The sequence below is a fragment of the Streptomyces sp. NPDC001292 genome, from assembly GCF_042896465.1.
Classification (GTDB): Bacteria; Actinomycetota; Actinomycetes; order Streptomycetales; family Streptomycetaceae; genus Streptomyces.
On sequence record NZ_JBIAXG010000037.1, the window covers coordinates 1 to 21,127 of the forward strand.

The following is a 21,127-nucleotide window of genomic DNA, read 5'->3' on the forward strand; positions in this document are numbered from 1 at the left end:
GTACGCGGACGACCCTCCGCCTTGCGATGCACCGCACCGGACGCCGCGGGGCCCGCCCTCCGGGCGGACGGCGCTACTTTCGAAACACGCCCTAGCCTCCGACGCCGTTCACTTCCGCTACTCGACCCTCGACAGCCGCGCCACCGGGTTGCCCTCCGCCGAGCTGTCGGCCGTGTACTTGAGGTCGTCGCCGACCGAGGTGAGGCGGACCGTGTGCGGGGCGGGGTTGCAGCCGGCGTGGTTGCTTTTGGCGCCCCGGGAGACGGCGACCAGCTGGGTGCTCGTCACCTGCTTCAGGGTGAGTACGTCGTCGCAGACGCCGCCGAGCTGGTCCGTCTGGCGGAGGGTGCCCAGCTTCTGGCCCACGGCGGCCTGGTGGACGGTCAGCCGGAAGTCGCCGAGGGGCAGGGTGCCCTCGAGGGCGGTGCCCTGGCCTTCCCAGGTGCCGAGGTAGCGGGCGGGGACGGGGGAGGCGGTGGCGGTCGGCCCGGTGGAGCGGTGGCCGCTGCCCGCGGTGGCGGCCGGTGTCGATGTCCCGCCGGCGCTGTCGCCGCGGTCGGCCCGGAACGGCAACAGCCCCAGCAGCGAACCGGTGGTCACCACCGCCAGCGCGCCCGCGACCGCGAGGACCACGGTGCAGCTCAGGCGGCGGCCCCGGCGCCCGGTGCCGGGCGCCGCGCCGCCGGCCATGGTGACGGAGAACCGGCCGGGGCCGGCGGCCGGTGCGGTGGTTCCCCGCGGGGGTGCGTATGCGTCCTCCCGCTCGGGGAGGGGAGGGGGCGGCGCGGCCAGCATGGGGGGTGGGGGGCCGAACCCGCCGCCGGGTACGGCTTCCGCGGGCGGGGACTCACCGGTGGCTTCCGGGGCGGGGCCCGGCCCCGAGACTCTGCTGAACCCCACGGGTCCGGACGCCGACTGGGATGTCTGGTCCGCCGCGGTCGCCTCCAGGTTCAGCAGCGACACGGCGCTGCGGCTGACCTGTTCGACCAGGCGGGACGGGAGCCAGCCGGCCGCGACCAGGTGGGAGGCGCCCTCGGGGGCGAGGCGGTGGGCCACCTCGCCGGGGCCGGGACGGGCGCCGGGGTCCTTGGCCAGGCAGCCCGCCGCCAGGTCCCGCAAGTCCCCTGCCAGAGGACCCAGTTCGGGCTCCTCGTGGACGACCTTGTACAGGAGGGCCGCCGAGGAGCCGCCCGGGAACGGGGGCTCGCCCGTCGCGGCGTGCACCAGCACCGCGCCCAGGGAGAAGACGTCGGCCGCGCCCGTGACGCCCTTGCCGAGAATCTGCTCGGGCGACATGTAGCCGGGCGAGCCGACCGAGACGCCGGTCGAGGTCAGGGACGCCGTGCCGTCGGTGGCGCGGGCGATGCCGAAGTCGATCAGCAGCGGTCCGTCGAGGGTGAGCAGCACGTTGGACGGTTTCACGTCCCGGTGCACCAGGCCCAGCTCGTGCACCGCCGCCAGCGCCTCGGCCAGGCCTGCCCCCAGCACCCGTACGGAGTGCTCGGGCAGCGGGCCGGCGTCCGCGACCGCCGCGGCGAGGGAGGGGCCGGCCGCGTAGGCAGTGGCCACCCACGGCACCCGCGCCTCGGGGTCGGCGTCCAGGACCGGCGCGGTCCAGGCGCCGCCCACCCGGCGCGCGGCCTCGACCTCGCGGCGGAACCGGGCGCGGAACTCCTCGTCGAGCGCGAAGTGCGGGTGCACGGTCTTCACCGCGACCGTGCGGCCGCCCGCGCTGCGGCCCAGGTAGACACGGCCCATGCCGCCGGAGCCCAGCCGGCCGAGCAGCCGGTAGGGACCCACGGTGGCGGGCTCGTCCTCTTCGAGCGGCCGCATGGCGTCCTTCCCCTCCCCCGTACGCCTCACAGCAGGGTAGTGCGCTACGGCCGCAGCAGCTCCACCTTCACGTCCGCCGGGAAGCCGGTCGTCGGGCCGACGCGCCGTGCGAACTCGGCCACCGCGGCCAGCTGCGGGTCGCCGAAGCTGAAGTCGAGGGTGGTGAAGTACTGCTCCAGGACCTCCTGGTCGAAGGCCTCCCAGCGGGCCGCCTGCTCGGCGGCCTTGCCGACCTCCTCCAGGGACAGGTTGCGGGAGGCCAGGAAGGCCTCGTGCACCTTGCCGGTGATGTCCGGCTCGCGCTCGAGGTAGTCGCGCCGCGCCGCCCAGACCGCGAAGACGAACGGCAGTCCCGTCCACTCCTTCCACAGCTGCCCGAGGTCGTGCACGTCGAGGCCGTAGCGCGGGCCGTCGTGGAGGTTCGCGCGCAGGGCCGCATCACCGATGAGCACCGCCGCCTCCGCCTCCTGCATCATCAGGCTCAGGTCGGGCGGGCAGGTGTAGTAGTCGGGCGTCACCCCGTACCGCTCGGCCAGCAGCAGCTGGGCGAGGCGGACGGAGGTGCGGGAGGTCGACCCGAGGGCGACCCGGGCGCCGTCGAGCCGGTCCAGCGGGACCTGCGAGACGATCACGCACGACATCACCGGGCCGTCGCAGCCGACGGCGATGTCGGGGAAGGCGACCAGGTCGTCCGCGTGCTTGAGGAACTCGACGAGGGTGATCGGCCCGATGTCGAGTTCTCCCCGCACGAGCCGCTCGCTGAGCTTCTCCGGGGTGTCCTTCGTCAGCTCGAAGTCGAGGAGCGTGCCGGTTCTCGCGAGCCCCCAGTACAGGGGCAGGCAGTTGAGGAACTGGATGTGGCCGACGCGCGGCCGGGTGCGAGAATTGTCCACATCGGGAGGCTAGACCCTGCGCGGCGCGCTCCCCCCGCCGCCCCCGCCGCCACCCCGGGGACCCCGATTGGCGCAGTCTCTGCCATCCTTCTGCGAGGCCCCGCCGATCTCACTGCGTCAACCTCTCACCCGAGCCTTCAAACATCCGGGTGAAGTGATCTTGACCTCTATTGCATTCGGCTGCCCACATGCTAGGCTCGCCAGCAAGTTGCAGTTTGGTTTCCCTTGCAGTACAGAGCCTGCGGAGCATGTGACCGCGGGCTCTGGTCGTTTTCAGACGTATGCAGTTGTGCGGCGATTTCGTTATCACACTTGCAGGTTCTGGAGCAGGGCGACCCTTTGAGCCCAAGGAGGGCTTATGGCTACCGGAACCGTGAAGTGGTTCAACGCCGAAAAGGGCTTTGGTTTCATCGCCCAGGAAGGCGGCGGCCCCGACGTCTTCGTCCACTACTCCGCAATCAACGCGACCGGTTTCCGCTCCCTCGAAGAGAACCAGCAGGTGAGCTTCGACGTCACCCAGGGCCCGAAGGGCCCGCAGGCGGAGAACGTCACCCCGGTCTGAGCGTTCGCGCGCAGTATCCGATCTGAGTGCAGTACCCAAGGAGCCCCGCGCCGTCCGGCGACGGGGCTCCTGCCTTTCCCGGCCGGGTCGGCCCAACCCCGGACATACAGCCCGGTGAATTCCCGGCGAACTCTTTCCGCGGCACCCTCGGAACGGACCCGGAAATGAATGCCGCGCCGCCCCGGAGATTGCCAGAGCAAGGCGAAAGGCCGCGGCGGCCGTGAGTGGGCGCCGCGGCGGTTCGCACCGTTGCGGACGCTACGCGTACAGCCCCTCCACCTCGCGTGCGAAGTCGCGCAGGATCGCCTCCTGGCGGAGCTTCATCGTCGGGGTCAGGTGGCCCGCCCCTTCCGTGAAGTCCACGGGGAGGACGGCGAAGCGCCGGATGGACTCGGGGCGGGAGACGAGTTTGTTCGCCTCGTCGACGGCGCGTTGCAGGACCGCCGTCAAAGCGGGGTCGTCGACGAGGAGTTCGGCGGGGACGGGGTGCTTGCCGTTCATCTGGCGCCAGTGGGTGATGCCTTCGGGGTCCAGGGTGATCAGGGCGGAGATGTGGGGGCGGCGGTCGCCCAGCACCATGCACTGGGAGATCAGCGGGTGGGCGCGGAGCCAGTTCTCCAGGGGGGCCGGGGCGACGTTCTTGCCGCCCGCGGTGATCAGGACCTCCTTCTTCCGGCCCGTGATCGTCAGGTAGCCGTCGTCGTCCAGGCGGCCGATGTCGCCCGTCGGGAACCAGCCGTCGTGCGTCGCCGGCACCACCCCGCCCGCTTGCGGGTTCCAGTAGCCGCGGAGGACCTGGCCGCCGGCCAGCAGCACCTCGCCGTCCGCCGCGATGCGCACCCGTGTGCCCGGCAGCGGCCAGCCGACCGTGCCCAGGCGGGGTCTCCGCGGGGGCGTGACCGTGGCCGCGCCCGTCGACTCGGTCAGGCCGTAGCCCTCGTAGACCTCGACGCCGGCGCCCTCGTAGAACGCGGCCAGGCGGCGGCCATGAATCTGATGAGCGGCGGGGACTTCCCGCTGCCGCTGCTCGGACTGGTGCACACCTCGGCCGACATCACCCGGCACACCCCCTGCCCGCCACGGGCGCGTACGAACTGACCGTTCACGCCCCCGGGTCGGCACCGCACCGACGCGGCACGGAGGCCGCCGTCGTCACCGTGCCGAGGGCGGCGGGCGGAGACGTCGTACGGGAGTCGACGAGCACGTACCTGGCCCGCCACCGCGTCGACGGGCCCGCGCCCGAGCCCGCGCGGCAGCAACGCGGCCCCTGCCCGCCCCCGCCGAGCGGCGCCTCGGACCGGTTACGTGGGGCGGCGCTACGCAGCCGCTTCCGGGGACCGCGACCCGATCCACCTCCACCCGCTCACCGCCGGCCCGTTCGGCTTCCCGCGGGCGATCGCGCACGGCACGTGGACCGTCGCCCGCTGCCTCGCCACCCACGGCGCCACCGAAGCCGCGCGGGTCCGGGCCCAGTTCAGACCCCCGGTGCTACTGCCGGGCACGGTCGCCCACGCCGCCGACGGCATCGGCCGCTTCGAACTGCGCGACGCCTCCGGACAACGGGTCCACCTGACTTCCGCTGCTCAGGTGAGTGCCGTCGATCGGCGCACGTCATCGGCGCCGCGCGTGTCAGGCCTCCGGCGCCGGGTCGGCGGGCGGGGTCCAGGGCCGGCCCGCCATGAGGTCGCCCAGGCCCGCCCACGCGAAGTTCATCAGGGTCGCCGCCGCCTGACGAGCCGTCACGCCCGAAGTGGCGTTGGCCCAGGTGGCGAGGGACTCGGCGGCGCCGACCAGGGCCTCGGCGAGCCCGGCGACCTCGCGCTCGGGCAGGGCGGGGTCGTGGTGGGCCTCACGAGCGGCGATGAGGATCAACCGGGTGACGAACGCCACGGTCTCCGCGCGCATCGCGGCGATCTCGGCCGCGAACGGCTCCCCGTGCGTACGGGCCTGCAGGTGCAGCACCGCCCAGCCCTCCGGGTGCCGCGCGGTGTGCGTGAAGAACGCCCGCAGCCCTTCCCAGAGTTGACGGTCGGCGGGCAGTCCGGGGCGGACTCCGGCACGGACCGCCTCGGTCAGCGCGGTGGCCTCGCGGCGGATGCAGGCGGTGAAGAGGTCTTCCTTGGAGTTCAGGTACAGATAGACCAACGGCTTGGAAACGCCCGCCAGTTCGGCTATCTCGTCCATCGACGCGGCCGTGTAGCCGCGCCGCCCGAAGGTCTGGACGGCGGCGTCGAGCATCTGCTGCTCGCGCACCGCCCTCGGCATCCGCCTGGTCCTCACGGCAACCATGGGGCAAGCCTACGGTCCGGGGACCGGCCTCAACGGCCGCGCGGACGCCGCACCGGCCGGATCAGGACGTCAGGACGCCTGTCCCTGAGCCTGCTCCCGGGGCTGCGCCTGGGCCCGCGCCCGGTCGTCGGCGAGGTCCTCCTGGCCCGCATTGGCCTCGAAACTCGCCTTCATGCGGTCCACCCGCTCGGACACCCGCACCGACGCGCGGTCCCGCTCCTTGCGCAGGACGACGAAGCTGATCGGAGCCGAGATCACCAGGGCGAGCGTGACGATCCACAGACCGTTGGAGCTGCCGAGGCCGCGCGGGGCGAGACCGGAGTAGACGAGGCCCCAGACGACCACGAGGCAGCCCACGAAGATCCCGAGGCGCATCAGCGTGTAGCGGAGCATCTCAATCCACTCTTCCGTTCCTAAAATTCCCAAAGGGGCACCGTCCAGTGAAGCACGCCGGGCGCCGGACCACGCAGGGGGGTGCCAAGGACCGGTAAAGCCTCAGGTCAGCGGCAGGAGCATGATCACGTCGTCCCGGTCGTCGCCCGGCGCCACCCGGATGGCGCCGGGCACCCGCCCGACCTCCTTGTAGCCGCAGGAGGCGTAGAACCGCTCCAGGCCGAGCCCGCCGCGGCAGGTGAGCCGGATCGCGTCGATGCCCGGGAAGCCGCGGGCCGCGTCCGCGGCGGCCGCCAGCAGGTCCCGCCCGTAGCCCCGGCCCTGGTGGCGCGGGTGCACCATCACCGTGTAGAGCCAGAGCCAGTGCGTCATCAGCCGGTGGGTGTTGAAGGTCAGGAAGGCGGTGGCGGCGACCCGCCCCTCCTCGTCGTGGCCGACCAGCAGGCGGGCGCGGCCCTCGGCCAGCGCCAGGAACTGCTTGACCAGTTCCGGACGTATCTCCTCCCGCGTCGCGGGCGGCACGAAGCCGACCGCTCCGCCGGCGTTCGTGACATCGGTCCACAGGTCGAGGATGCCGTCGCGCAGGGCCGGGTCGACGGTGGGACCAAGGGTGAAAGTAAGGGGCATTGAGCGATAGTATCTATTACGCCAGGGAGCGCGCAGCCACCTTCAGGTCGGAGACCAGCCCCCGGTACGCGGCCTCCCGGTCGTCCGAGCGCAGCACCGACGAGGGGTGCACGGTCGGCACCAGCCGCTCCCGGCGCCCGTGGATCTCCTCCTCCAGCACCGTCCCGCGCACCTCGCTCACCCGGAACGAGGAGCCCAGCAGCGCCTTGCCGGCCGTCGCGCCCAGGACCACGATCAGCTCGGGCTCCACCAGCCTGAGTTCGGCCGCCAGCCAGGGCCCGCACGCCGCCGTCTCGCGCAGGCTGGGCGCCTTGTGGATACGGCGCTTGCCGGGCCCGGACCGGGTGAACTTGAAGTGCTTGACCGCGTTGGTCACATACGTCTCGCCCGGGTCGATGCCCGCCTCGGACAGCGCCCGGTCCAGCAGCTTCCCGGCGGGCCCGACGAACGGCCGGCCCCGCCGGTCCTCCTGGTCCCCGGGCTGCTCGCCGACGAGCATGACCCTGGCGCCGGTGTTCCCGGCGCCGAACACGGTCTGTGTGGCGTCCCGGTGCAGCGGGCAGCCCCGGCAGCCGGCGGCCGCCTCGCGCAGGGCGGCGAGATCCGCGTGCTCGGGGACGAAGGGGGCGGCGGTGTAGGCGTCCTCGGGCGCCTTCGTGGTGGCCATGGCGGACGGGTACCCGCCCGGCCCGAGGCGTCACGGGGTGCGCGGAACGCGCGGGCTCACACCCGCATCGGCTGCGGCGACTCGCGGCGCGCCGGGTCCGGGCCGTCGTACTCACGGATGATCTCGTAGCGCGTGTTGCGCTCCACCGGGCGGAAGCCCGCGTCGCGGATGAGCTCCAGCAGGTCCTCGCGGGTCAGCTTGTTCGGGGTGCCGAAGTTGTCCGCGTCGTGCGTGATCTTGTACTCGACGACCGAGCCGTCCATGTCGTCCGCGCCGTGCTGGAGCGCGAGCTGGGCGGTCTGCACGCCGTGCATCACCCAGAACACCTTGACGTGCGGGACGTTGTCGAAGAGCAGCCGCGAGACGGCGAAGGTCTTCAGCGCCTCCGCGCCCGTCGCCATGGTGGTACGGGCCTGGAGGCGGTTGCGGACCTTGCCGTCCTGCATGTCGACGAAGTCGTGCTGGTAGCGCAGCGGGATGAAGACCTGGAACCCGCCGGTCTCGTCCTGGAGTTCACGCAGCCGCAGCACGTGGTCCACGCGGTGGCGCGGCTCCTCGATGTGCCCGTAGAGCATGGTGCACGGGGTCTTCAGGCCCTTCTCGTGCGCCAGCCGGTGGATGCGCGACCAGTCCTCCCAGTGGGTGCGGTGGTCGACGATGTGCTGCCGCACCTCCCAGTCGAAGATCTCCGCGCCGCCGCCGGTCAGGGACTCCAGACCGGCCTCGATCAGCTCGTCGAGGATCTCGGAGGCGGACAGCCCGGAGATCGTCTCGAAGTGGTGGATCTCGGTGGCCGTGAACGCCTTCAGCGACACGTTCGGCAGCGCCGCCTTCAGCTCGCGCAGGGAGCGCGGGTAGTAGCGCCACGGCAGGTTCGGGTGCAGGCCGTTGACGATGTGCAGCTCGGTGAGGTTCTCCGATTCCATCGCCTTGGCCAGCTTCACGGCCTCCTCGATGCGCATCGTGTACGCGTCCTTCTCGCCCGGCTTGCGCTGGAAGGAGCAGTAGGCGCAGGACGCGGTGCACACGTTCGTCATGTTGAGGTGCCGGTTGACGTTGAAGTGCACCACGTCGCCGTTCTTGCGGGTGCGCACCTCGTGGGCGAGACCGCCGAGCCACGCCAGGTCGTCCGACTCGTACAGCGCGATGCCGTCCTCACGGGTCAGGCGAACGCCCGCCCTCACCTTCTCCTCCAGCTCGCGCTTGAGCCCGACGTCCATGCTCTACCTCTTTCCTGAAGACTGCGACCACCGTACTCCCCCACCCTCCGGGCGGAGGTGCCCCCGAACGGCGCTCCGCGCCTGGAGGATCAGACCTCTTCGGGCAGCTCACCCACCCGGTTCTCCCACTTCGTGGACAGCACGATGGTGGTACGGGTCCGGGAGACGCCCTTGGTTCCGGACAGCCGCCGGATGATGCTCTCCAGTCCGTCGACGTCCGAGGCGCGCACCTTGAGCATGAAGGAGTCGTCGCCGGCGATGAACCAGCAGTCCTCGATCTCGGAGAGGTCCTTCAGCCGCTGCGCCACGTCCTCGTGGTCGGCGGCGTCCGAGAGCGAGATGCCGATCAGGGCGGTGACGCCGAGACCGAGCGAGGCGGCGTCCACGGTGGCCCGGTAGCCGGTGATGACACCGGCCGCCTCCAGCCGGTTGATGCGGTCGGTGACGCTCGGTCCCGACAGGCCGACGAGGCGCCCCAGCTCCGCGTACGATGCCCGGCCGTTCTCCCTCAGGGCCTGGATGAGCTGCCTGTCCACCGCGTCCATGCGATCGAAGCCTTCCACTGAAGAGATCCGACGAGAGATCTGAAGAAAGTTCCTGAAGTGTCGAGTGGTACCGGTACTGCTTGACTGCCGCCTGACGCTCACGCGGGCCGGGAGCCGCCCAGTTCGCCCTCCCAGCGACGGTAGAGACGGTGCGGCACGCCCACCGCGTCCAGGGCCCGGCCGGCGACGAAGTCCACGAGGTGCTGGATGTGTGTCGCCCCGGCGTAGAAGGCGGGCGAGGCGGGCAGGACCGTGGCGCCCGCGTCGTCCAGCGTCACCATGTGCCGCAGCGTCTGGCCGTTCAGCGGGGTCTCCCGTACGGCCACGACCAGCGGCCTGCCCTCCTTGAGGGTCACGCTCGCCGCCCGTTGCAGCAGATCCTTGGACAGCCCGAGGGCGACGCCCGCCACACAGGCCGTCGAGGCGGGCACGATCAGCATGCCCTTCGCCGGGTACGACCCCGAGGACGGCCCGGCCGCCAGGTCACCGGCGCTCCAGTGCCGCATCCCGGTGATGTCCACGTCGAACGTGCCGGGCTTGCCGTCGGCGCCCAAGGACAGCCATTCCCGCAGGTCGTCCCGCCAGTGGGCGTCCCGGAAGGAGATGCCGGTCTCGTCGAGCAGGGTGAGCCGCGAGGCCCGGCTGACCACCAGGTCGACGCTCTGTCCGGCGTCGAGCAGCGCACGCAGCACAGCGGCCGCATACGGCGTGCCGGACGCGCCGGACACCCCCACGATCCAAGGCGCGCGCCGCGTTTCTCCTACGTTCACACGCTGAGCCTATCCGGCCGCCCGACATGGGCGCCGGGCGGCCGGACGGCGAACCCCGCAGGGGCGGGGAGCGACTCGAACGTGAACGGATTCATGGGCATCGCGCTCGGGTCACCCCCGCTGAGGCGAGGGAAGTGCCCGTCCAAGTCCTGACCAGCGCAAGGGTCCCAGGAGAGGCGAACCACACATGTGTGGCGATGCCGCCCGAACGGGTTACACCGTGAGCCCTCGCACCAGCAGGTCGATCAGCGCGCAGACGAAGAGGCTGATGCCGATGAAGCCATTGGTCGAGAAGAACGCCCGGTTGAGGCGGGACAGGTCGTGCGGGCGGACGATCGTGTGCTCATAGACGAAGGCGCCCGCGACGACGACCAGGCCCAGCCAGAAGAAGGCGCCGGCGCCGGTGGCGACGGCGTACCAGACGAACAGCGCGGTGGTGACGAGGTGGCAGGCCCGCGCTCCCCGGATGGCGGCCGGGACGCCGAAGCGGGCCGGGACCGACTTCACGCCGATCTCGCGGTCGGTCTCCACGTCCTGGCAGGCGTAGATGAGGTCGAAGCCGCCGATCCAGATGCCGACGGCCAGGCCCAGGATCACCGCCTCCCAGGACCAGCTGCCGGAGATCGCCAGCCAGCCGCCGACCGGGCCCATCGCCTGGGCCAGGCCCAGGATGGCCTGCGGGAAGTTCGTGAACCGCTTGCCGTAGGGGTAGACCACCATCGGGACCACCGCGATGGGGGCGAGGGCCAGACAGAGCGGGTTGAGCAGGGCCGCGGCCGCCAGGAACACGACGAGCGCGATGAGCGCGCCCGTCCAGGCGTGCCGCACCGACATCGCGCCGGTCACCAGTTCGCGCTGCGCGGTGCGCGGGTTACGGGCGTCGATCTCCCGGTCGATGATCCGGTTGACCGCCATCGCGAACGTGCGCAGCCCCACCATCGCCACGGTGACGAGCAGCAGCCTGCCCCAGTGGATGGTCCTGTCCCACTCGTACATCGCGGTCAGGGAGGCGATGTAGGCGAAGGGCAGCGCGAAGATCGAGTGCTCGATCATGACCAGGCGCAGGAAGGCCCTGGTGCGTCCCGGCTGCGGGATCGCGGCAGACGCCGAGCTCACAGGCCGTACTCCGGTTCACCCCCGCGGCGGCGGGGAAACCCCGTCTCCGCACTGCCGCACACCAACGCATCGGTGCCCATCAGAGTCCGTACTCCTTCCAGCGTCGCGTCACCCGTTCGGATGTCTCCGGGTCCGAGAGGACCATGTCCGGCCACCCGCCGTCCCGCGTGTAGCCCTCCTCGGGCAGCTTCTTCGTCGCGTCGATTCCTGCCTTGCCGCCCCAGAACTGCTGGTAGGAGGCGTGGTCTAGGTGGTCGACGGGGCCTTCCACGACCGTGAGGTCGCGGCCGTAGTCCGTGTTGCCCAGGGCCCGCCAGGCGACCTCGTGCAGATCGTGCACGTCGCAGTCGGCGTCGACGACCACGATCAGCTTGGTCAGCGACATCATGTGTGCCCCCCAGATGGCGTGCATCACCTTCTGGGCGTGCTTGGGGTACTTCTTGTCGATCGAGACGATCGCGCAGTTGTGGAAGCCGCCCGCCTCGGGCAGGTGGTAGTCCACGATGTCCGGGACGATGATCTTCAGCAGGGGCAGGAAGAAGCGCTCGGTGGCCCGGCCGAGCGGTCCGTCCTCCGTCGGGGGGCGGCCCACGACGATCGACTGGAGCAGGGGCCGCTTGCGCATCGTCACGCAGTCGATGGTCAGCGCCGGGAAGGGCTCCTGCGGGGTGTAGAAGCCGGTGTGGTCGCCGAACGGCCCCTCGGGCAGCATCTCGCCGGGCTCCAGCCAGCCCTCCAGGACGACCTCGGCGTTCGCCGGGACCTGGAGCGGGACGGTCTTGCAGTCGACCATCTCGATCCGCCTGCCCGCGATGAACCCGGCGAACAGGTACTCGTCGATGTCGCCGGGGAGGGGGGCGGTCGAGGCGTACGTCACGGCCGGGGGGCAGCCGAAGGCGATCGCCACCGGCAGCCGCTCCCCACGCCTGGCGGCGACCTGGTAGTGGTTGCGGCTGTCCTTGTGGATCTGCCAGTGCATGCCGATGGTGCGCCTGTCGTGGCGCTGGAGGCGGTACAGCCCGAGGTTGCGGACGCCGCTCTCCGGGTCCTTGGTGTGGGTGAGTCCCAGGTTGAAGAAGGAGCCGCCGTCCTGGGGCCAGGTGAAGAGGGCCGGCAGGGCGTCGAGGTCGACGTCGTCGCCGTGCAGGACGACCTCCTGCACGGGGGCGTTGTCGGACTTCACCTTCTTCGGCGGTACGTGCGTCATCGCGCCGAGCTTGCCGAACGCCTCGCGCACGCCCACGAAGCCGTGCGGCAGCTCGGGCCGCAGCAGCCCGCCGATCTTGTCGGAGATCTCGCCGTACGACTTCAGGCCGAGGGCCTTCAACAGCCTCCGGTCGGTACCGAAGACGTTCATGGCGAGGGGCATGGCGGAGCCGCGCACGTTCTCGAAGAGCAGCGCGGGGCCGCCGGACTTCTGGACCCGGTCGACGATCTCACCGACCTCCAGATACGGGTCGACCTCGGCCTTGATGCGCTTGAGGTCTCCCTCGCGCTCCAGCGCCCTGAGCAGGGAACGAAGATCGTCGTACGCCATGGGGTCCAGTATCCCCGAGCGGCTACCCTGGCCCCGTCACGGGGCCGGTACAGGGCCCCTCCGCCGCGTTCCAGGGGGCTGCTCGACATGCTCAGAGTGCTGCTGTTCTACGTCGTGCCGCTGGCACTGACGATCTTCGCGTTCATCGACTGCCTGAACACACCGGAGGACGAGGCCAAGCACCTTCCCAAGGTCGCCTGGGTCTTCATCATCCTGCTCTTCTGGATCGTCGGCCCGATCGTCTGGCTCGCCGCTGGCAAGGACCGGCGCCCCCCGGCGAACGGCCGCACGCCCTCGGAGTGGCACCGCAACCAGCGGCTGGAGTACGTCGCCCCGGACGACAACCCCGCGTTCCTGAAGTCCCTCGCCGAGGAGAACAAGAAGGACGAGGACCTGCTGAAGAACTGGGAGGCCGATCTGCGCCGGCGCGAGGAGGAACTGCGCCGCAAGGAGAACGGCGAGGAGCCGAAGAGCAGCTGAGGCGCCGCCGGGGCGACGGGCCGCCCCTGTTCGCCAACTGCCCATATTCGCCGCACAGTTGACGGTCATTGTCGGCTTGCACCCAGGACACGGTACGGAGTTGATGTTCCTCACTCAGTGATGGCACCAGCCGCACTCCAGGGGGACCGATGGACAAAGCCAAACCGCCGGGGCACTTCGACATCCCACCGCCGCCCGCCGTCCCACCCTCTCTGCGGGCCATCGAACTGCGGGTCGGCAAGAGGCTGCTGTGGCCGTGCTGCCGGCGACCGACCAGTACGTCCTGGCCGTCGAGACGTCCGGCCCGTCCATCGCGGTGGTGACCAGCAGCCAACGGGAGCAACTGGACGGGCTCGTCGGCAGCATCGTCCACGCGATCGAGAATCCCGAGACGGAGTTCCAGGTGCGGGTGGACAGCATCACGGTCAATCCCAGGAGCTACCACTTCGGCGACAACTTGACTGCTCCCCTCCCTGAAGGGAGGGGATTCCTGGCTCAGGCCGCCTCCTGGAGCAGCGCTCCAGGAGGTCTTGCGCCCTCGGCACCAGCCGGGTCCAGACCTGCCCGGACGAGCATCACGCGGGCGGAGTTCTTGTCCCTGGGACAGACGGCTCCGCACGCGGTGCAGGTGTAGGTGCGTTCCGACAGCGGCAGTGCGTGCTTGGTTCTCGCTCCGCACGTTCCGCAGTCCATGGTGGTGTGCGCGGGATGCACCAGACGCACATCCCGCGCGTGCTTGCGGCCCATCTCGATCAGGGCCCGCTTGGTGGCGCCGATCGCGGCGTCCGCCGCCTTGCGGGCCATCGACGTCCGGGCGAGGAACTTGGGCCGGAAGTCCTCCACCGCGATCGCATCGTGGTCGCGCACTACCTTCTTCGCCCACTTGCGGGCGGTGTCCTGCCGCTGCCGCGCGATCCTCGCGTAGGTCTTGGCCCGCCACCTCTTCGCCTCCCGATAGCCCTTCGAGGCGGTCTGCCCCTTCCTGGGCCTGCGGCGGGCCATCATCCGGTCGTACCGGCCCAGTTCGGCCTGGGACCTCCGGCCGTGCTGCGCGTGGGGGAGGTCGTGGGCGTAGGAGGTGGTGGTGGCGGTCTCCTTGACGCCCCAGTCGATTCCGATCACCGCACCGGTCGACGGGAGTGGCTCGATACGGGCGGGGACGACGAACGAGGCGTACCAGTGGCCGAGGTGGTCGCGGTAGACGCGCACCGAGGAGGGTTCGGCCGGGAGAGGACGAGACCACACCGCGGTCAGGACGATCCCACCCGCCAGGTGCAGCCGCCCGTCCTTGAGCCGGAACCCGCGCCGCGTGTAGTTCAGCGTCGGATCGGCCCCGCGTTTCCTCTTGTGCCGAGGCATCCCGCCCCGCCGCTTCAGCGGCAGCCGGTCCTTGATGCCCCTGAGTGCCTTCGTGCGGGATGCGGCGAAGTCGCGGATGATCTGCTGCTGCGGCACGCAGGAGCCTGCGGCCAGCCACGGTGTCACCGCGCGGGCCTGGGTCAGCATCCGGTCCAGCCGGGCCGGACCGCACTCCTCACCCTCGGCGTGGGCCTTCTTGGAACGGGCCACGCACTCGTTCCACACCCACCGGCACCGCCCCCACTCCGCCTCCAGGCCCGCCCGGGCCGTGGCGGACACCCGCAGCCGGTACGTGTACCGGGCATGTCCGCCCCCGTCGCCCTCCCACACCGCCGCCACACCCACCCCCCGGCACTTGTCCCGATCACCCGGCACCCACCATGCGACCGTACGCACGACACCCGAACAGCCGCACCCATCTTCCGATGCGATCACCCCGATCAGCGAACACCAGTACACGTGTTCGCGTTTACCCTGCTCCGCCGGGCAGACCGTCAGGGCACTCCGCGCCCCGGAACCCGGACGCGGCGGCGCTCCGCGCCGCCGTCACACGATGCGATTCCTACCCGGCGTGAACGCCGGGCCCTCCTCGCAAAAGAGCAGATGACCGGTGCGGCCGCACGCGGGGGAAGGACGGCGGTGTGGCGCGGCTCTCCGCCGGGACCGGAAAGGTTTGCCGGGCGTCACAAGCCGGTGAACCTCTCCGGTCACAGCCCTAGCGCAGCCGGGACGACGACAGGATCGACAGCAGGTGGGCCGGGACCATCACCCAGGTGATGGCGGCGAGGGCGATCAGCGCCCAGCGGGTGACGTCGACCCCGCCGGTGACGGTGTCGCCGATGGCCGCGGCCAGCAGGAGCAGGGAAGCCTCGATGCCGTTGGTCACCCGGTGGATCTTGAACGCGGCGGCCAGCCGGCGCACCGTGGCCACGCCCTGAGAGCGCGGCCGGGTCGACTCGTCGTCGGCGACGGCCAGCCCTCGCCGGGCCCGGGCCACGTCGACCAGGTCGGTGGAGGCCTTCAGCAGGACCACGCCGAGGGCGGTCGCCAGACCCAGCGACACCCAGCCGCCGAAGCCGGACCGGGCCGCGTGGAAACCGGCGCCCACCATCAGGGCGGCGTCCGCGAGGTAGGCGCCGAGCCGGTCGACGTAGATGCCGACCGCGCTGTTCTGGCCCTTCCAGCGGGCGACCTCGCCGTCCACGCAGTCGAAGAGCAGGAACAGCTGCATCAGCACGACGGCCAGGACGGCCCCGGTCAGGCCCGGGATCAGCAGCGCGGCGCCGGAGGCCATCCCGCACACCACCATGGTCCAGGTCAGCTGGTCCGGGGTCACCGGGGTGCGCACCAGGTGCCGGGTGAACCGCAGCGAGATCCTCCGCATGTAGAGGCGGCCCGCCCAGTGCTCGCCGTTGCGGCTCGCCAGTTTCCCCCGCGGCTGGCAGACCTCCCGCAGCTCCTCCAGGACCGGAGCAGCAACCATGACCGTTTCCTCCCACCACCGGGCCCGACTGCCGCACGTGCGGCGATGATCGAGTCAGGGTACAGAGTGCGGCGCGCGCGGTTTCCGGGGGCGGGCACCGGCCGTTGCCGTGCGGCGCGCGCGTCAGCACAGTGAGGGCATGGATCAGGAACAGGCACGTTCATGGCTCACCACCGCCCTCGCCGAGGCCCGCGCCGGGCTGGCCGAGGGCGGCGTTCCCATCGGCGCCGCGCTCTACGGAGCCGACGGCACCCTGCTCGGCCGCGGCCGCAACCGTCGCGTCCAGGACGACGACCCGTCGATGCACGCGGAGACGGCCGCGTTCCGCGCCGCGGGACGGCAACGCTCGTACCGTGGTACGACGATGGTGACGACCCTCTCGCCCTGCTGGTACTGCAGTGGCCTGGTCCGTCAGTTCGGCATCTCGCGGGTGGTGATCGGTGAGGCGGCCACGTTCCGGGGCGGGCACGACTGGCTCGCGGAGCACGGTGTGGAGATCGTGGTCCTGGACGACGCGGAGTGCGTCGGACTGATGCGGGACTTCATCGAGAAGCATCCGGACCTGTGGCACGAGGACATCGGCGAGTAACCACTTCGATCAGGCGCTCGAAGCGGGCCCGCCAGCGCGGCTCCGACTCCGTCTCGCCCTGGAACTCGTGGGTGAAGCGGAGGGTGGAGCCGTCCTCCCCGTGGCGCTCCAGGTGGAAGCGGATGCGGCCGCCGCCCTCCACGGTGTACTCGGCGACCCGGTCCACGTCCCACGCGGTGATCCGCCCGCTGCCGAGGCCGCGCAGGGTCACCGCGCCGCCGAGCCGGGGTTCCAGCTCGTCGGCGTCGGTGAACCAGCGCGCGAGTCCTTCCGGTGTGGTCAGCTCCGGCCAGACCTTCTCCATGGGCCGGGGGAACCGCACCAGGAAGGCGAGGATGTGTGTGTTCCCGTGGGTCTGGCTGGTGCCCTGTTCGATGGAACCGGTCATGACACCAGTGTCGCCGAGCGGCCGGTCAGACGCCCGAGTACGAGTGCTTGCCGCTGACGAAGATGTTCACGCCGTAGTAGTTGAACAGCCAGCAGCCGAACGCGATCAACGCGATGTAGGCGGCCTTGCGGCCCTTCCAGCCGGCCGTGGAGCGGGCGTGCAGGTAGCAGGCGTAGGCGACCCAGGTGATGAAGGACCAGGTCTCCTTGGGGTCCCAGCCCCAGTAGCGGCCCCAGGCGGACTCCGCCCAGATCGCGCCCGCGATGATCGTGAACGTCCAGAGCGGGAAGACGGCGGCGTTCACGCGGTAGGCGAACTTGTCCAGGGACGCCGACGCCGGCAGCCGCTCCAGGACGGAGGTCGCGAAACGGCCGGGCTTCCCGCCGGAGACGAGCTTGCTCTCGTAGGAGTCCTTGAACAGGTACAGCAGCGTGGCGAGCGCGCCGACGTAGAGGACCGCGCCGCAGAAGATCGCGGTGGAGACGTGGATGTACAGCCAGTACGAGTGCAGGGCCGGGACCAGCTGGTCGCTCGCCGTGTAGAGGACGCTGACCGCGAGGCCGAGGTCGAGCAGGACCGTGGTGGTCAGGAACAGGCCGAGCCAGCGCACGTTCTTCTTCAGCGCGAGCAGCAGCAGGTACACGCCGACCGCGACGGTGGAGAAGGTGAGGTTGAACTCGTACATGTTGCCCCACGGCGCCCGCTGCACGGAGGCCGCGCGGGCGAGCACGCCGCCAAGCTCGACGAGGAAGCCGAGCACGCTGAGGGACACCGCGATCCGGCCGTACAGGTCGCCCTTCTCGTCGCCGCCGTGCGCGCCGGGCCCGTCGGGCACGTCACGGGCGCCGGCGGCGGACCGTACGACCACCTTGGGCCGCTCCAGCACGGCGGTGCCCCCGGCGGACTTCGCCGTCACCGCCGGTCCCCGCACCTTGGCCGCGCCGTCCTTGGCGGTCAGCGCGGCGGCCGTGCGGGCCACCTTGCTGCGGCTGCCGAAGAGCCATTCGGCGATGTACGCGAAGAAGGCCAGGGTGTAGACGGCCATCGCGGAGTAGATCAGCGTGTTGCTGATGTTGGCCAGGTTCTCGTTGGTCGCCGTGGCTAGCTCGGTTGCGGCGGCGAGAGTCATTTCTCCTCAGCCCCTTCGGCGGGTACGGGGGTGCCGGCGTCCGGCTCCCGGTCGGGGTCGGCGTCGGTCTGCGCGGGCGCCTTGTCGTGGACGAGGGCGGCCAGGTCGCCGAGCTCCTCGGGGAGTTTCGCGGACTCGCTGCGGCCCAGGCCCGCCATCTCGATGACGGTCACGCCGTCGGCGCCCCGCACGGCGCGCACCCAGACGCGGCGGCGCTGGATGAACAGGGAGCCGACCAGGCCGGCGATGGCGGCGAGCGCGCCGGTGAGCGCCCAGCCGGTGCCGGGCTGCTGCACGATCTGGAAGCCGGCCCACTCCTTGATGTCCTTGTCGAAGGTGATGGAGCCGGCGCCGTTCGGCAGCGTCATGGTCTCGCCGGGCAGCAGCCGGGCGGCGACGATCTTGCCCTTGGCATCCTTGAACTGCTTGAGGTTCGGGTTCTTGGTGTCGAGCTGGTAGACGTTCTGCGGAACGCCCGCGTCGACGCCCAGGTCGCCGTGGTAACCGGTCAGCGCGAGGACGGGGAAGTCCAGCGCCGGGAACTGGGAGAACATCGTGCCCTTGCCGGCACCGGCGAAGGTCGGCACGAAGAAGGCGGAGAAGCCGAGCTGCTCGGACTTGCCCTGGGCGTTCCTGTAGCCGTCGAGCACCTTGATCGCGCCCTGCGAGGTGACGTTGGCGTCGACCGGCAGCAGCGGCACGGCCTGGCGGTAGACCACCTCGCCCTTGCCGTCCCGGACGGTGACGGTGGGCGCGTAGCCGTGGCTGACGAGGTAGACCCGGGCGTCGCCGACGGTCAGCGGGTGGTTGGGCGAGACGCCGGCCTTCTGCTCCTCGCCGTGGGCGCCCACGCTGTAGGTGATGTCCGCCCGGTACACGCGCGGCGTGCCCTTCTGCGGTCCGGTGCGCTCGTAGGTGCCGGTGAACTTCTTCAGGTTGAAGCTGAAGGGCACCAGGTCGTCGTCGTTGAAGAGGTTGCCGGACTTGAAGTCGTCGTACTGGGTGAGGGTGTTGGCGAAGCCGTCGCCCTCGACGATCAGCTTGTTGCCCTCGGTCTTGTACAACTGGCCGCAGGCGAAGGCGACCAGCATCACGATCAGCGCGATGTGGAAGACGAGGTTGCCGGCCTCGCGCAGGTAGCCCTTCTCGGCGGCGACGGCGTCACCGGCGGTGTGCGCGCGGAAGCGGCGCTGCTTGAGGACCTTCAGCGCGGTCTCGCGGACCTCCTCGGGGGAGGCGGCGGTGCGCCAGGTGGTGTACGCGGGCAGCCGGGTCAGCCGCTTGGGGGCGCCCGGTGGCCGGCCGCGCAGCTGGCCGGCGAACTGCCAGGTGCGCGGCACGATGCAGCCGATGAGGGAGACGAACAGCAGGATGTAGATCGCGGAGAACCACACCGAGCTGTAGACGTGGAACAGGCCGAGCTTGTCGTAGAGCGGCGCGAGCGTCGTGTGCGCCTGCCTGAAGGCCTCGACCTTCAGCGCGTCGGTGCCGCTCTGCGGGATCAGCGAGCCGGGGACGGCGCCGAGGGAGAGCAGGAACAGCAGCATCAGCGCGACGCGCATGGAGGTGAGCTGCCGCCAGAACCAGCGGACCCAGCCGAGGATCTCCCGCCAGGTCCAGGCGAGCCGGCCGGCCAGTCCGGGCGCCCGGTTGCCGCCGAAGGAGCCGGGGACGGCCGTCTCGGCGGGGGCGGTGGACAGCTGGGAGCCGGCGGCGCCCAGGTCCTCGTCGCCGGGCGGCACCACCGCCGGGGTCCCGTCGGCCGTCGTACTGGTTGGCGTCTTGCTCATGGATCAGATCCCCACAGTGAAGCCGGTGGACCACGTCTGCATCTCCTGCACCAGCCGGTCCCAGGCGCCGGTCAGCAGCAGCACGCCGGTCAGGATCATCATCGTGCCGCCGGCGCGCATCACCCAGACATAGTGGCGCTTGACCCAGCCGAAGGCTCCCAGCGCCTTGCGGAAGGCGATCGCGGTGAGCACGAACGGGATGCCGAGGCCGGCGCAGTAGGCGACGGTCAGCAGGGCGCCGCGCCCGGCGCTCGCCTGCTGGAAGGAGAGCGTCTGGACCGCGGAGAGGGTCGGACCGATGCAGGGGGTCCAGCCGATCCCGAACAGCGCCCCGAGCAGGGGCGCGCCCACCAGGCCCGCGGCCGGCCGCCGGTGGAAGCGGAACTCGCGCTGGGACAGCCAGGGCGTCAGGCCCATGAAGAAGAGGCCCATGAGGATCATGAGCACGCCCAGCACCTTGGAGAGGGTGCCCTTGTAGTCCTGGAGGGTCTGCCCGAAGAACCCGAACAGTGCCCCGCCGGAGACGAAGACCACGGTGAAGCCGAGGACGAAGAGGGCGGCGCCGACGGCCATCCGTCCGCGGCGGGCCTCGGCCAGGTCCGTGCCGGTGACTCCGGTCACATAGGAGAGGTAACCGGGGACGAGCGGCAGGACGCAGGGAGAGAAGAAGGAGATGAGCCCGCCGAGTACGGCGATGGGCAGCGCGAGCAGCAGGGCTCCGCTGAACACCGTCTGGTTGGGATCAGTGGCTGCGGCCAGTAGCACGGTGGCTCACTTCTCCGCGACGACCGGGTCGAGCATCTTGCGCAGCTTGTCCTCGCTGAGCGCCTGGAGGGCGCGCGCGGCGATCTTCCCGTCCCGGTCGACGATGATCGTGGTGGGGATCATCTGCGGGTTCAGGGTGCCCTTCTGGAAGCGGAGCATGAGCTTGCCGGTGGGGTCGTACAGGCTCGGGTACGGCACGTCGAACTGCTTCTCGAACGCGAGGGCCGGCTGGGTGCTGGTGTCGCGCGTGTTGATGCCGACGAACTGCACGCCCTTGTCGGCGGTGTCCTTGGCCACCTTCGCCAGGTTGGGCGCCTCGGCGCGGCACGGCGAGCACCAGGAGCCCCAGACGTTCAGGACGACGACCTTGCCCTTGTAGGCGGCCATGTCGAGCTGCTTGCCCTCGAGGGTCTTGCCGGACAGGTCGGGTACGGGCTTGCGGTCGGCCTTCGGCACGGTCGCGATGCCGTCGGCGCCGGTGATGAAGTTGGTGTTGCCCGAGCCGCCGGAGGTGCCGCCGGAGCCGCAGGCGGACAGGGTGAGTGCCAGGGCGGCGCCCCCGGCGGCGAGCAGGGCGGCACGGCCACGGACGCGGCTCGAACGCGTGCGGTGCGGACGGGGCGTGCGGTTCGCCCGGTTCGAGCACTGGGGGGCACGACTGACGGCACTCATGTGAAAAGTTTCGCATGCCC

Annotated in this window: 21 protein-coding genes and 2 pseudogenes; 4 read left to right on the forward strand and 19 right to left on the reverse strand. The window is 71.0% G+C overall.

What is annotated here, in order from left to right; genetic code table 11:
* Window positions 1–117: 117 nt before the first annotated feature.
* Together ACFY4A_RS30980 and ACFY4A_RS30985 are read right to left on the reverse strand one after the other, a co-directional pair.
* Window positions 118–1,833 carry a serine/threonine-protein kinase gene (locus ACFY4A_RS30980; RefSeq protein WP_390832641.1) on the reverse strand — a complete coding sequence of 572 codons (1,716 nt, stop codon included), beginning with the start codon at window positions 1,831–1,833 and terminating at the stop codon, window positions 118–120.
* A 44-nt stretch (window positions 1,834–1,877) separates the two neighbouring features.
* Window positions 1,878–2,726, reverse strand: a complete 849-nt coding sequence (locus ACFY4A_RS30985; protein WP_390832642.1) for a menaquinone biosynthetic enzyme MqnA/MqnD family protein — start codon at window positions 2,724–2,726, stop codon at window positions 1,878–1,880.
* 358 nt (window positions 2,727–3,084) lie between these two features.
* On the opposite strand from ACFY4A_RS30985, the gene ACFY4A_RS30990 reads away from it, so the two are divergent.
* Window positions 3,085–3,288, forward strand: a complete 204-nt coding sequence (locus tag ACFY4A_RS30990; protein WP_004984723.1) for a cold-shock protein — start codon at window positions 3,085–3,087, stop codon at window positions 3,286–3,288.
* A gap of 258 nt (window positions 3,289–3,546) precedes the next feature.
* Here the strand turns inward: ACFY4A_RS30990 and ACFY4A_RS30995 are convergent.
* Window positions 3,547–4,275: pseudogene (locus tag ACFY4A_RS30995) on the reverse strand (AMP-binding protein); the annotation flags it as partial.
* Between the two features lie 318 nt (window positions 4,276–4,593).
* Here ACFY4A_RS30995 and ACFY4A_RS31000 point away from each other — a divergent pair.
* Window positions 4,594–4,782, forward strand: a pseudogene (locus ACFY4A_RS31000) (MaoC/PaaZ C-terminal domain-containing protein); the annotation flags it as partial.
* 135 nt (window positions 4,783–4,917) lie between these two features.
* On the opposite strand, the gene ACFY4A_RS31005 reads toward ACFY4A_RS31000, so the two are convergent.
* The 9 genes from ACFY4A_RS31005 to ACFY4A_RS31045 form a co-directional block, all read right to left on the reverse strand.
* The gene (locus ACFY4A_RS31005; protein ID WP_390832643.1) at window positions 4,918–5,577 is read right to left on the reverse strand and encodes a TetR/AcrR family transcriptional regulator; all 660 of its coding nucleotides are present in this window, start codon (window positions 5,575–5,577) and stop codon (window positions 4,918–4,920) included.
* A 69-nt stretch (window positions 5,578–5,646) separates the two neighbouring features.
* Entirely contained in the window at window positions 5,647–5,970 is a 324-nt protein-coding gene (locus tag ACFY4A_RS31010; RefSeq protein ID WP_390832644.1) for a DUF4229 domain-containing protein, read from the reverse strand.
* Window positions 5,971–6,072: 102 nt separating this feature from the next.
* Window positions 6,073–6,597, reverse strand: coding sequence for a GNAT family N-acetyltransferase (locus ACFY4A_RS31015; RefSeq protein WP_390832645.1), 525 nt, complete (start codon window positions 6,595–6,597; stop codon window positions 6,073–6,075).
* A gap of 16 nt (window positions 6,598–6,613) precedes the next feature.
* Window positions 6,614–7,264 (reverse strand): UdgX family uracil-DNA binding protein, encoded by a 651-nt coding sequence (locus ACFY4A_RS31020; RefSeq protein ID WP_390832646.1) that lies wholly within the window; start codon window positions 7,262–7,264, stop codon window positions 6,614–6,616.
* A gap of 56 nt (window positions 7,265–7,320) precedes the next feature.
* Window positions 7,321–8,484, reverse strand: coding sequence for an aminofutalosine synthase MqnE (gene mqnE, locus ACFY4A_RS31025; protein ID WP_390832647.1), 1,164 nt, complete (start codon window positions 8,482–8,484; stop codon window positions 7,321–7,323).
* 89 nt (window positions 8,485–8,573) lie between these two features.
* Complete coding sequence (locus ACFY4A_RS31030) at window positions 8,574–9,029, reverse strand: Lrp/AsnC family transcriptional regulator (RefSeq protein ID WP_141366372.1); 456 nt, start codon at window positions 9,027–9,029, stop codon at window positions 8,574–8,576.
* Window positions 9,030–9,127: 98 nt separating this feature from the next.
* A complete protein-coding gene (locus ACFY4A_RS31035; protein WP_390832648.1) occupies window positions 9,128–9,799 on the reverse strand; it encodes a UbiX family flavin prenyltransferase in 672 nt (223 codons plus the stop codon).
* A 213-nt stretch (window positions 9,800–10,012) separates the two neighbouring features.
* On the reverse strand, window positions 10,013–10,915 hold the full coding sequence (gene mqnP, locus ACFY4A_RS31040) for a menaquinone biosynthesis prenyltransferase MqnP (protein WP_390832649.1): 903 nt from the start codon (window positions 10,913–10,915) through the stop codon (window positions 10,013–10,015).
* Between the two features lie 79 nt (window positions 10,916–10,994).
* Window positions 10,995–12,452 (reverse strand): menaquinone biosynthesis decarboxylase, encoded by a 1,458-nt coding sequence (locus tag ACFY4A_RS31045; RefSeq protein WP_390832650.1) that lies wholly within the window; start codon window positions 12,450–12,452, stop codon window positions 10,995–10,997.
* 87 nt (window positions 12,453–12,539) lie between these two features.
* Here ACFY4A_RS31045 and ACFY4A_RS31050 point away from each other — a divergent pair, with 87 nt between their 5' ends.
* The gene (locus ACFY4A_RS31050) at window positions 12,540–12,932 is read left to right on the forward strand and encodes a PLD nuclease N-terminal domain-containing protein (protein WP_390832651.1); all 393 of its coding nucleotides are present in this window, start codon (window positions 12,540–12,542) and stop codon (window positions 12,930–12,932) included.
* Window positions 12,933–13,427: 495 nt separating this feature from the next.
* Here the strand turns inward: ACFY4A_RS31050 and ACFY4A_RS31055 are convergent, their stop codons facing one another.
* Together ACFY4A_RS31055 and ACFY4A_RS31060 are read right to left on the reverse strand one after the other, a co-directional pair.
* A complete protein-coding gene (locus ACFY4A_RS31055) occupies window positions 13,428–14,630 on the reverse strand; it encodes an RNA-guided endonuclease InsQ/TnpB family protein (RefSeq protein WP_390832708.1) in 1,203 nt (400 codons plus the stop codon).
* A gap of 376 nt (window positions 14,631–15,006) precedes the next feature.
* Window positions 15,007–15,774 (reverse strand): CDP-alcohol phosphatidyltransferase family protein, encoded by a 768-nt coding sequence (locus ACFY4A_RS31060; RefSeq protein WP_390832652.1) that lies wholly within the window; start codon window positions 15,772–15,774, stop codon window positions 15,007–15,009.
* 139 nt (window positions 15,775–15,913) lie between these two features.
* Here ACFY4A_RS31060 and ACFY4A_RS31065 point away from each other — a divergent pair, with 139 nt between their 5' ends.
* The gene (locus ACFY4A_RS31065) at window positions 15,914–16,363 is read left to right on the forward strand and encodes a nucleoside deaminase (protein ID WP_390832653.1); all 450 of its coding nucleotides are present in this window, start codon (window positions 15,914–15,916) and stop codon (window positions 16,361–16,363) included.
* On the opposite strand, the gene ACFY4A_RS31070 is transcribed toward ACFY4A_RS31065, so the two are convergent.
* The 5 genes from ACFY4A_RS31070 to ACFY4A_RS31090 are packed head-to-tail and all read right to left on the reverse strand — an operon-like array spanning window position 16,317 to window position 21,107.
* A complete protein-coding gene (locus ACFY4A_RS31070) occupies window positions 16,317–16,751 on the reverse strand; it encodes an SRPBCC domain-containing protein (RefSeq protein ID WP_390832654.1) in 435 nt (144 codons plus the stop codon). The genes ACFY4A_RS31065 and ACFY4A_RS31070 overlap by 47 nt on opposite strands.
* 25 nt (window positions 16,752–16,776) lie before the next feature.
* Window positions 16,777–17,880: a c-type cytochrome biogenesis protein CcsB gene (ccsB, locus tag ACFY4A_RS31075; protein ID WP_390832655.1), complete on the reverse strand. Its 1,104-nt coding sequence runs from the start codon at window positions 17,878–17,880 to the stop codon at window positions 16,777–16,779.
* Complete coding sequence (locus ACFY4A_RS31080) at window positions 17,877–19,670, reverse strand: cytochrome c biogenesis protein ResB (protein ID WP_390832656.1); 1,794 nt, start codon at window positions 19,668–19,670, stop codon at window positions 17,877–17,879. Before ACFY4A_RS31080 ends, ccsB begins: the two co-directional genes overlap by 4 nt.
* A 3-nt stretch (window positions 19,671–19,673) precedes the next feature.
* On the reverse strand, window positions 19,674–20,435 hold the full coding sequence (locus ACFY4A_RS31085; protein WP_390832657.1) for a cytochrome c biogenesis CcdA family protein: 762 nt from the start codon (window positions 20,433–20,435) through the stop codon (window positions 19,674–19,676).
* Between the two features lie 6 nt (window positions 20,436–20,441).
* Complete coding sequence (locus ACFY4A_RS31090) at window positions 20,442–21,107, reverse strand: TlpA family protein disulfide reductase (RefSeq protein WP_390832658.1); 666 nt, start codon at window positions 21,105–21,107, stop codon at window positions 20,442–20,444.
* Window positions 21,108–21,127: the final 20 nt, after the last annotated feature.

Coding starts and splice junctions, on each gene's coding strand:
- ACFY4A_RS31005 (WP_390832643.1), bottom strand. CDS start 5,577: ATGGTTGCCGTGAGGACCAGGCGGATGCCGAGGGCGGTGCGCGAGCAG.
- ACFY4A_RS31020 (WP_390832646.1), bottom strand. CDS start 7,264: ATGGCCACCACGAAGGCGCCCGAGGACGCCTACACCGCCGCCCCCTTC.
- ACFY4A_RS31070 (WP_390832654.1), bottom strand. CDS start 16,751: ATGACCGGTTCCATCGAACAGGGCACCAGCCAGACCCACGGGAACACA.
- ACFY4A_RS31060 (WP_390832652.1), bottom strand. CDS start 15,774: ATGGTTGCTGCTCCGGTCCTGGAGGAGCTGCGGGAGGTCTGCCAGCCG.
- ACFY4A_RS31065 (WP_390832653.1), top strand. CDS start 15,914: ATGGATCAGGAACAGGCACGTTCATGGCTCACCACCGCCCTCGCCGAG.
- mqnE (WP_390832647.1), bottom strand. CDS start 8,484: ATGGACGTCGGGCTCAAGCGCGAGCTGGAGGAGAAGGTGAGGGCGGGC.
- ACFY4A_RS31030 (WP_141366372.1), bottom strand. CDS start 9,029: ATGGACGCGGTGGACAGGCAGCTCATCCAGGCCCTGAGGGAGAACGGC.
- ccsB (WP_390832655.1), bottom strand. CDS start 17,880: ATGACTCTCGCCGCCGCAACCGAGCTAGCCACGGCGACCAACGAGAAC.
- ACFY4A_RS31090 (WP_390832658.1), bottom strand. CDS start 21,107: ATGAGTGCCGTCAGTCGTGCCCCCCAGTGCTCGAACCGGGCGAACCGC.
- ACFY4A_RS30990 (WP_004984723.1), top strand. CDS start 3,085: ATGGCTACCGGAACCGTGAAGTGGTTCAACGCCGAAAAGGGCTTTGGT.
- ACFY4A_RS31015 (WP_390832645.1), bottom strand. CDS start 6,597: ATGCCCCTTACTTTCACCCTTGGTCCCACCGTCGACCCGGCCCTGCGC.
- ACFY4A_RS31080 (WP_390832656.1), bottom strand. CDS start 19,670: ATGAGCAAGACGCCAACCAGTACGACGGCCGACGGGACCCCGGCGGTG.
- ACFY4A_RS31010 (WP_390832644.1), bottom strand. CDS start 5,970: ATGCTCCGCTACACGCTGATGCGCCTCGGGATCTTCGTGGGCTGCCTC.
- ACFY4A_RS31045 (WP_390832650.1), bottom strand. CDS start 12,452: ATGGCGTACGACGATCTTCGTTCCCTGCTCAGGGCGCTGGAGCGCGAG.
- ACFY4A_RS31050 (WP_390832651.1), top strand. CDS start 12,540: ATGCTCAGAGTGCTGCTGTTCTACGTCGTGCCGCTGGCACTGACGATC.
- ACFY4A_RS30980 (WP_390832641.1), bottom strand. CDS start 1,833: ATGCGGCCGCTCGAAGAGGACGAGCCCGCCACCGTGGGTCCCTACCGG.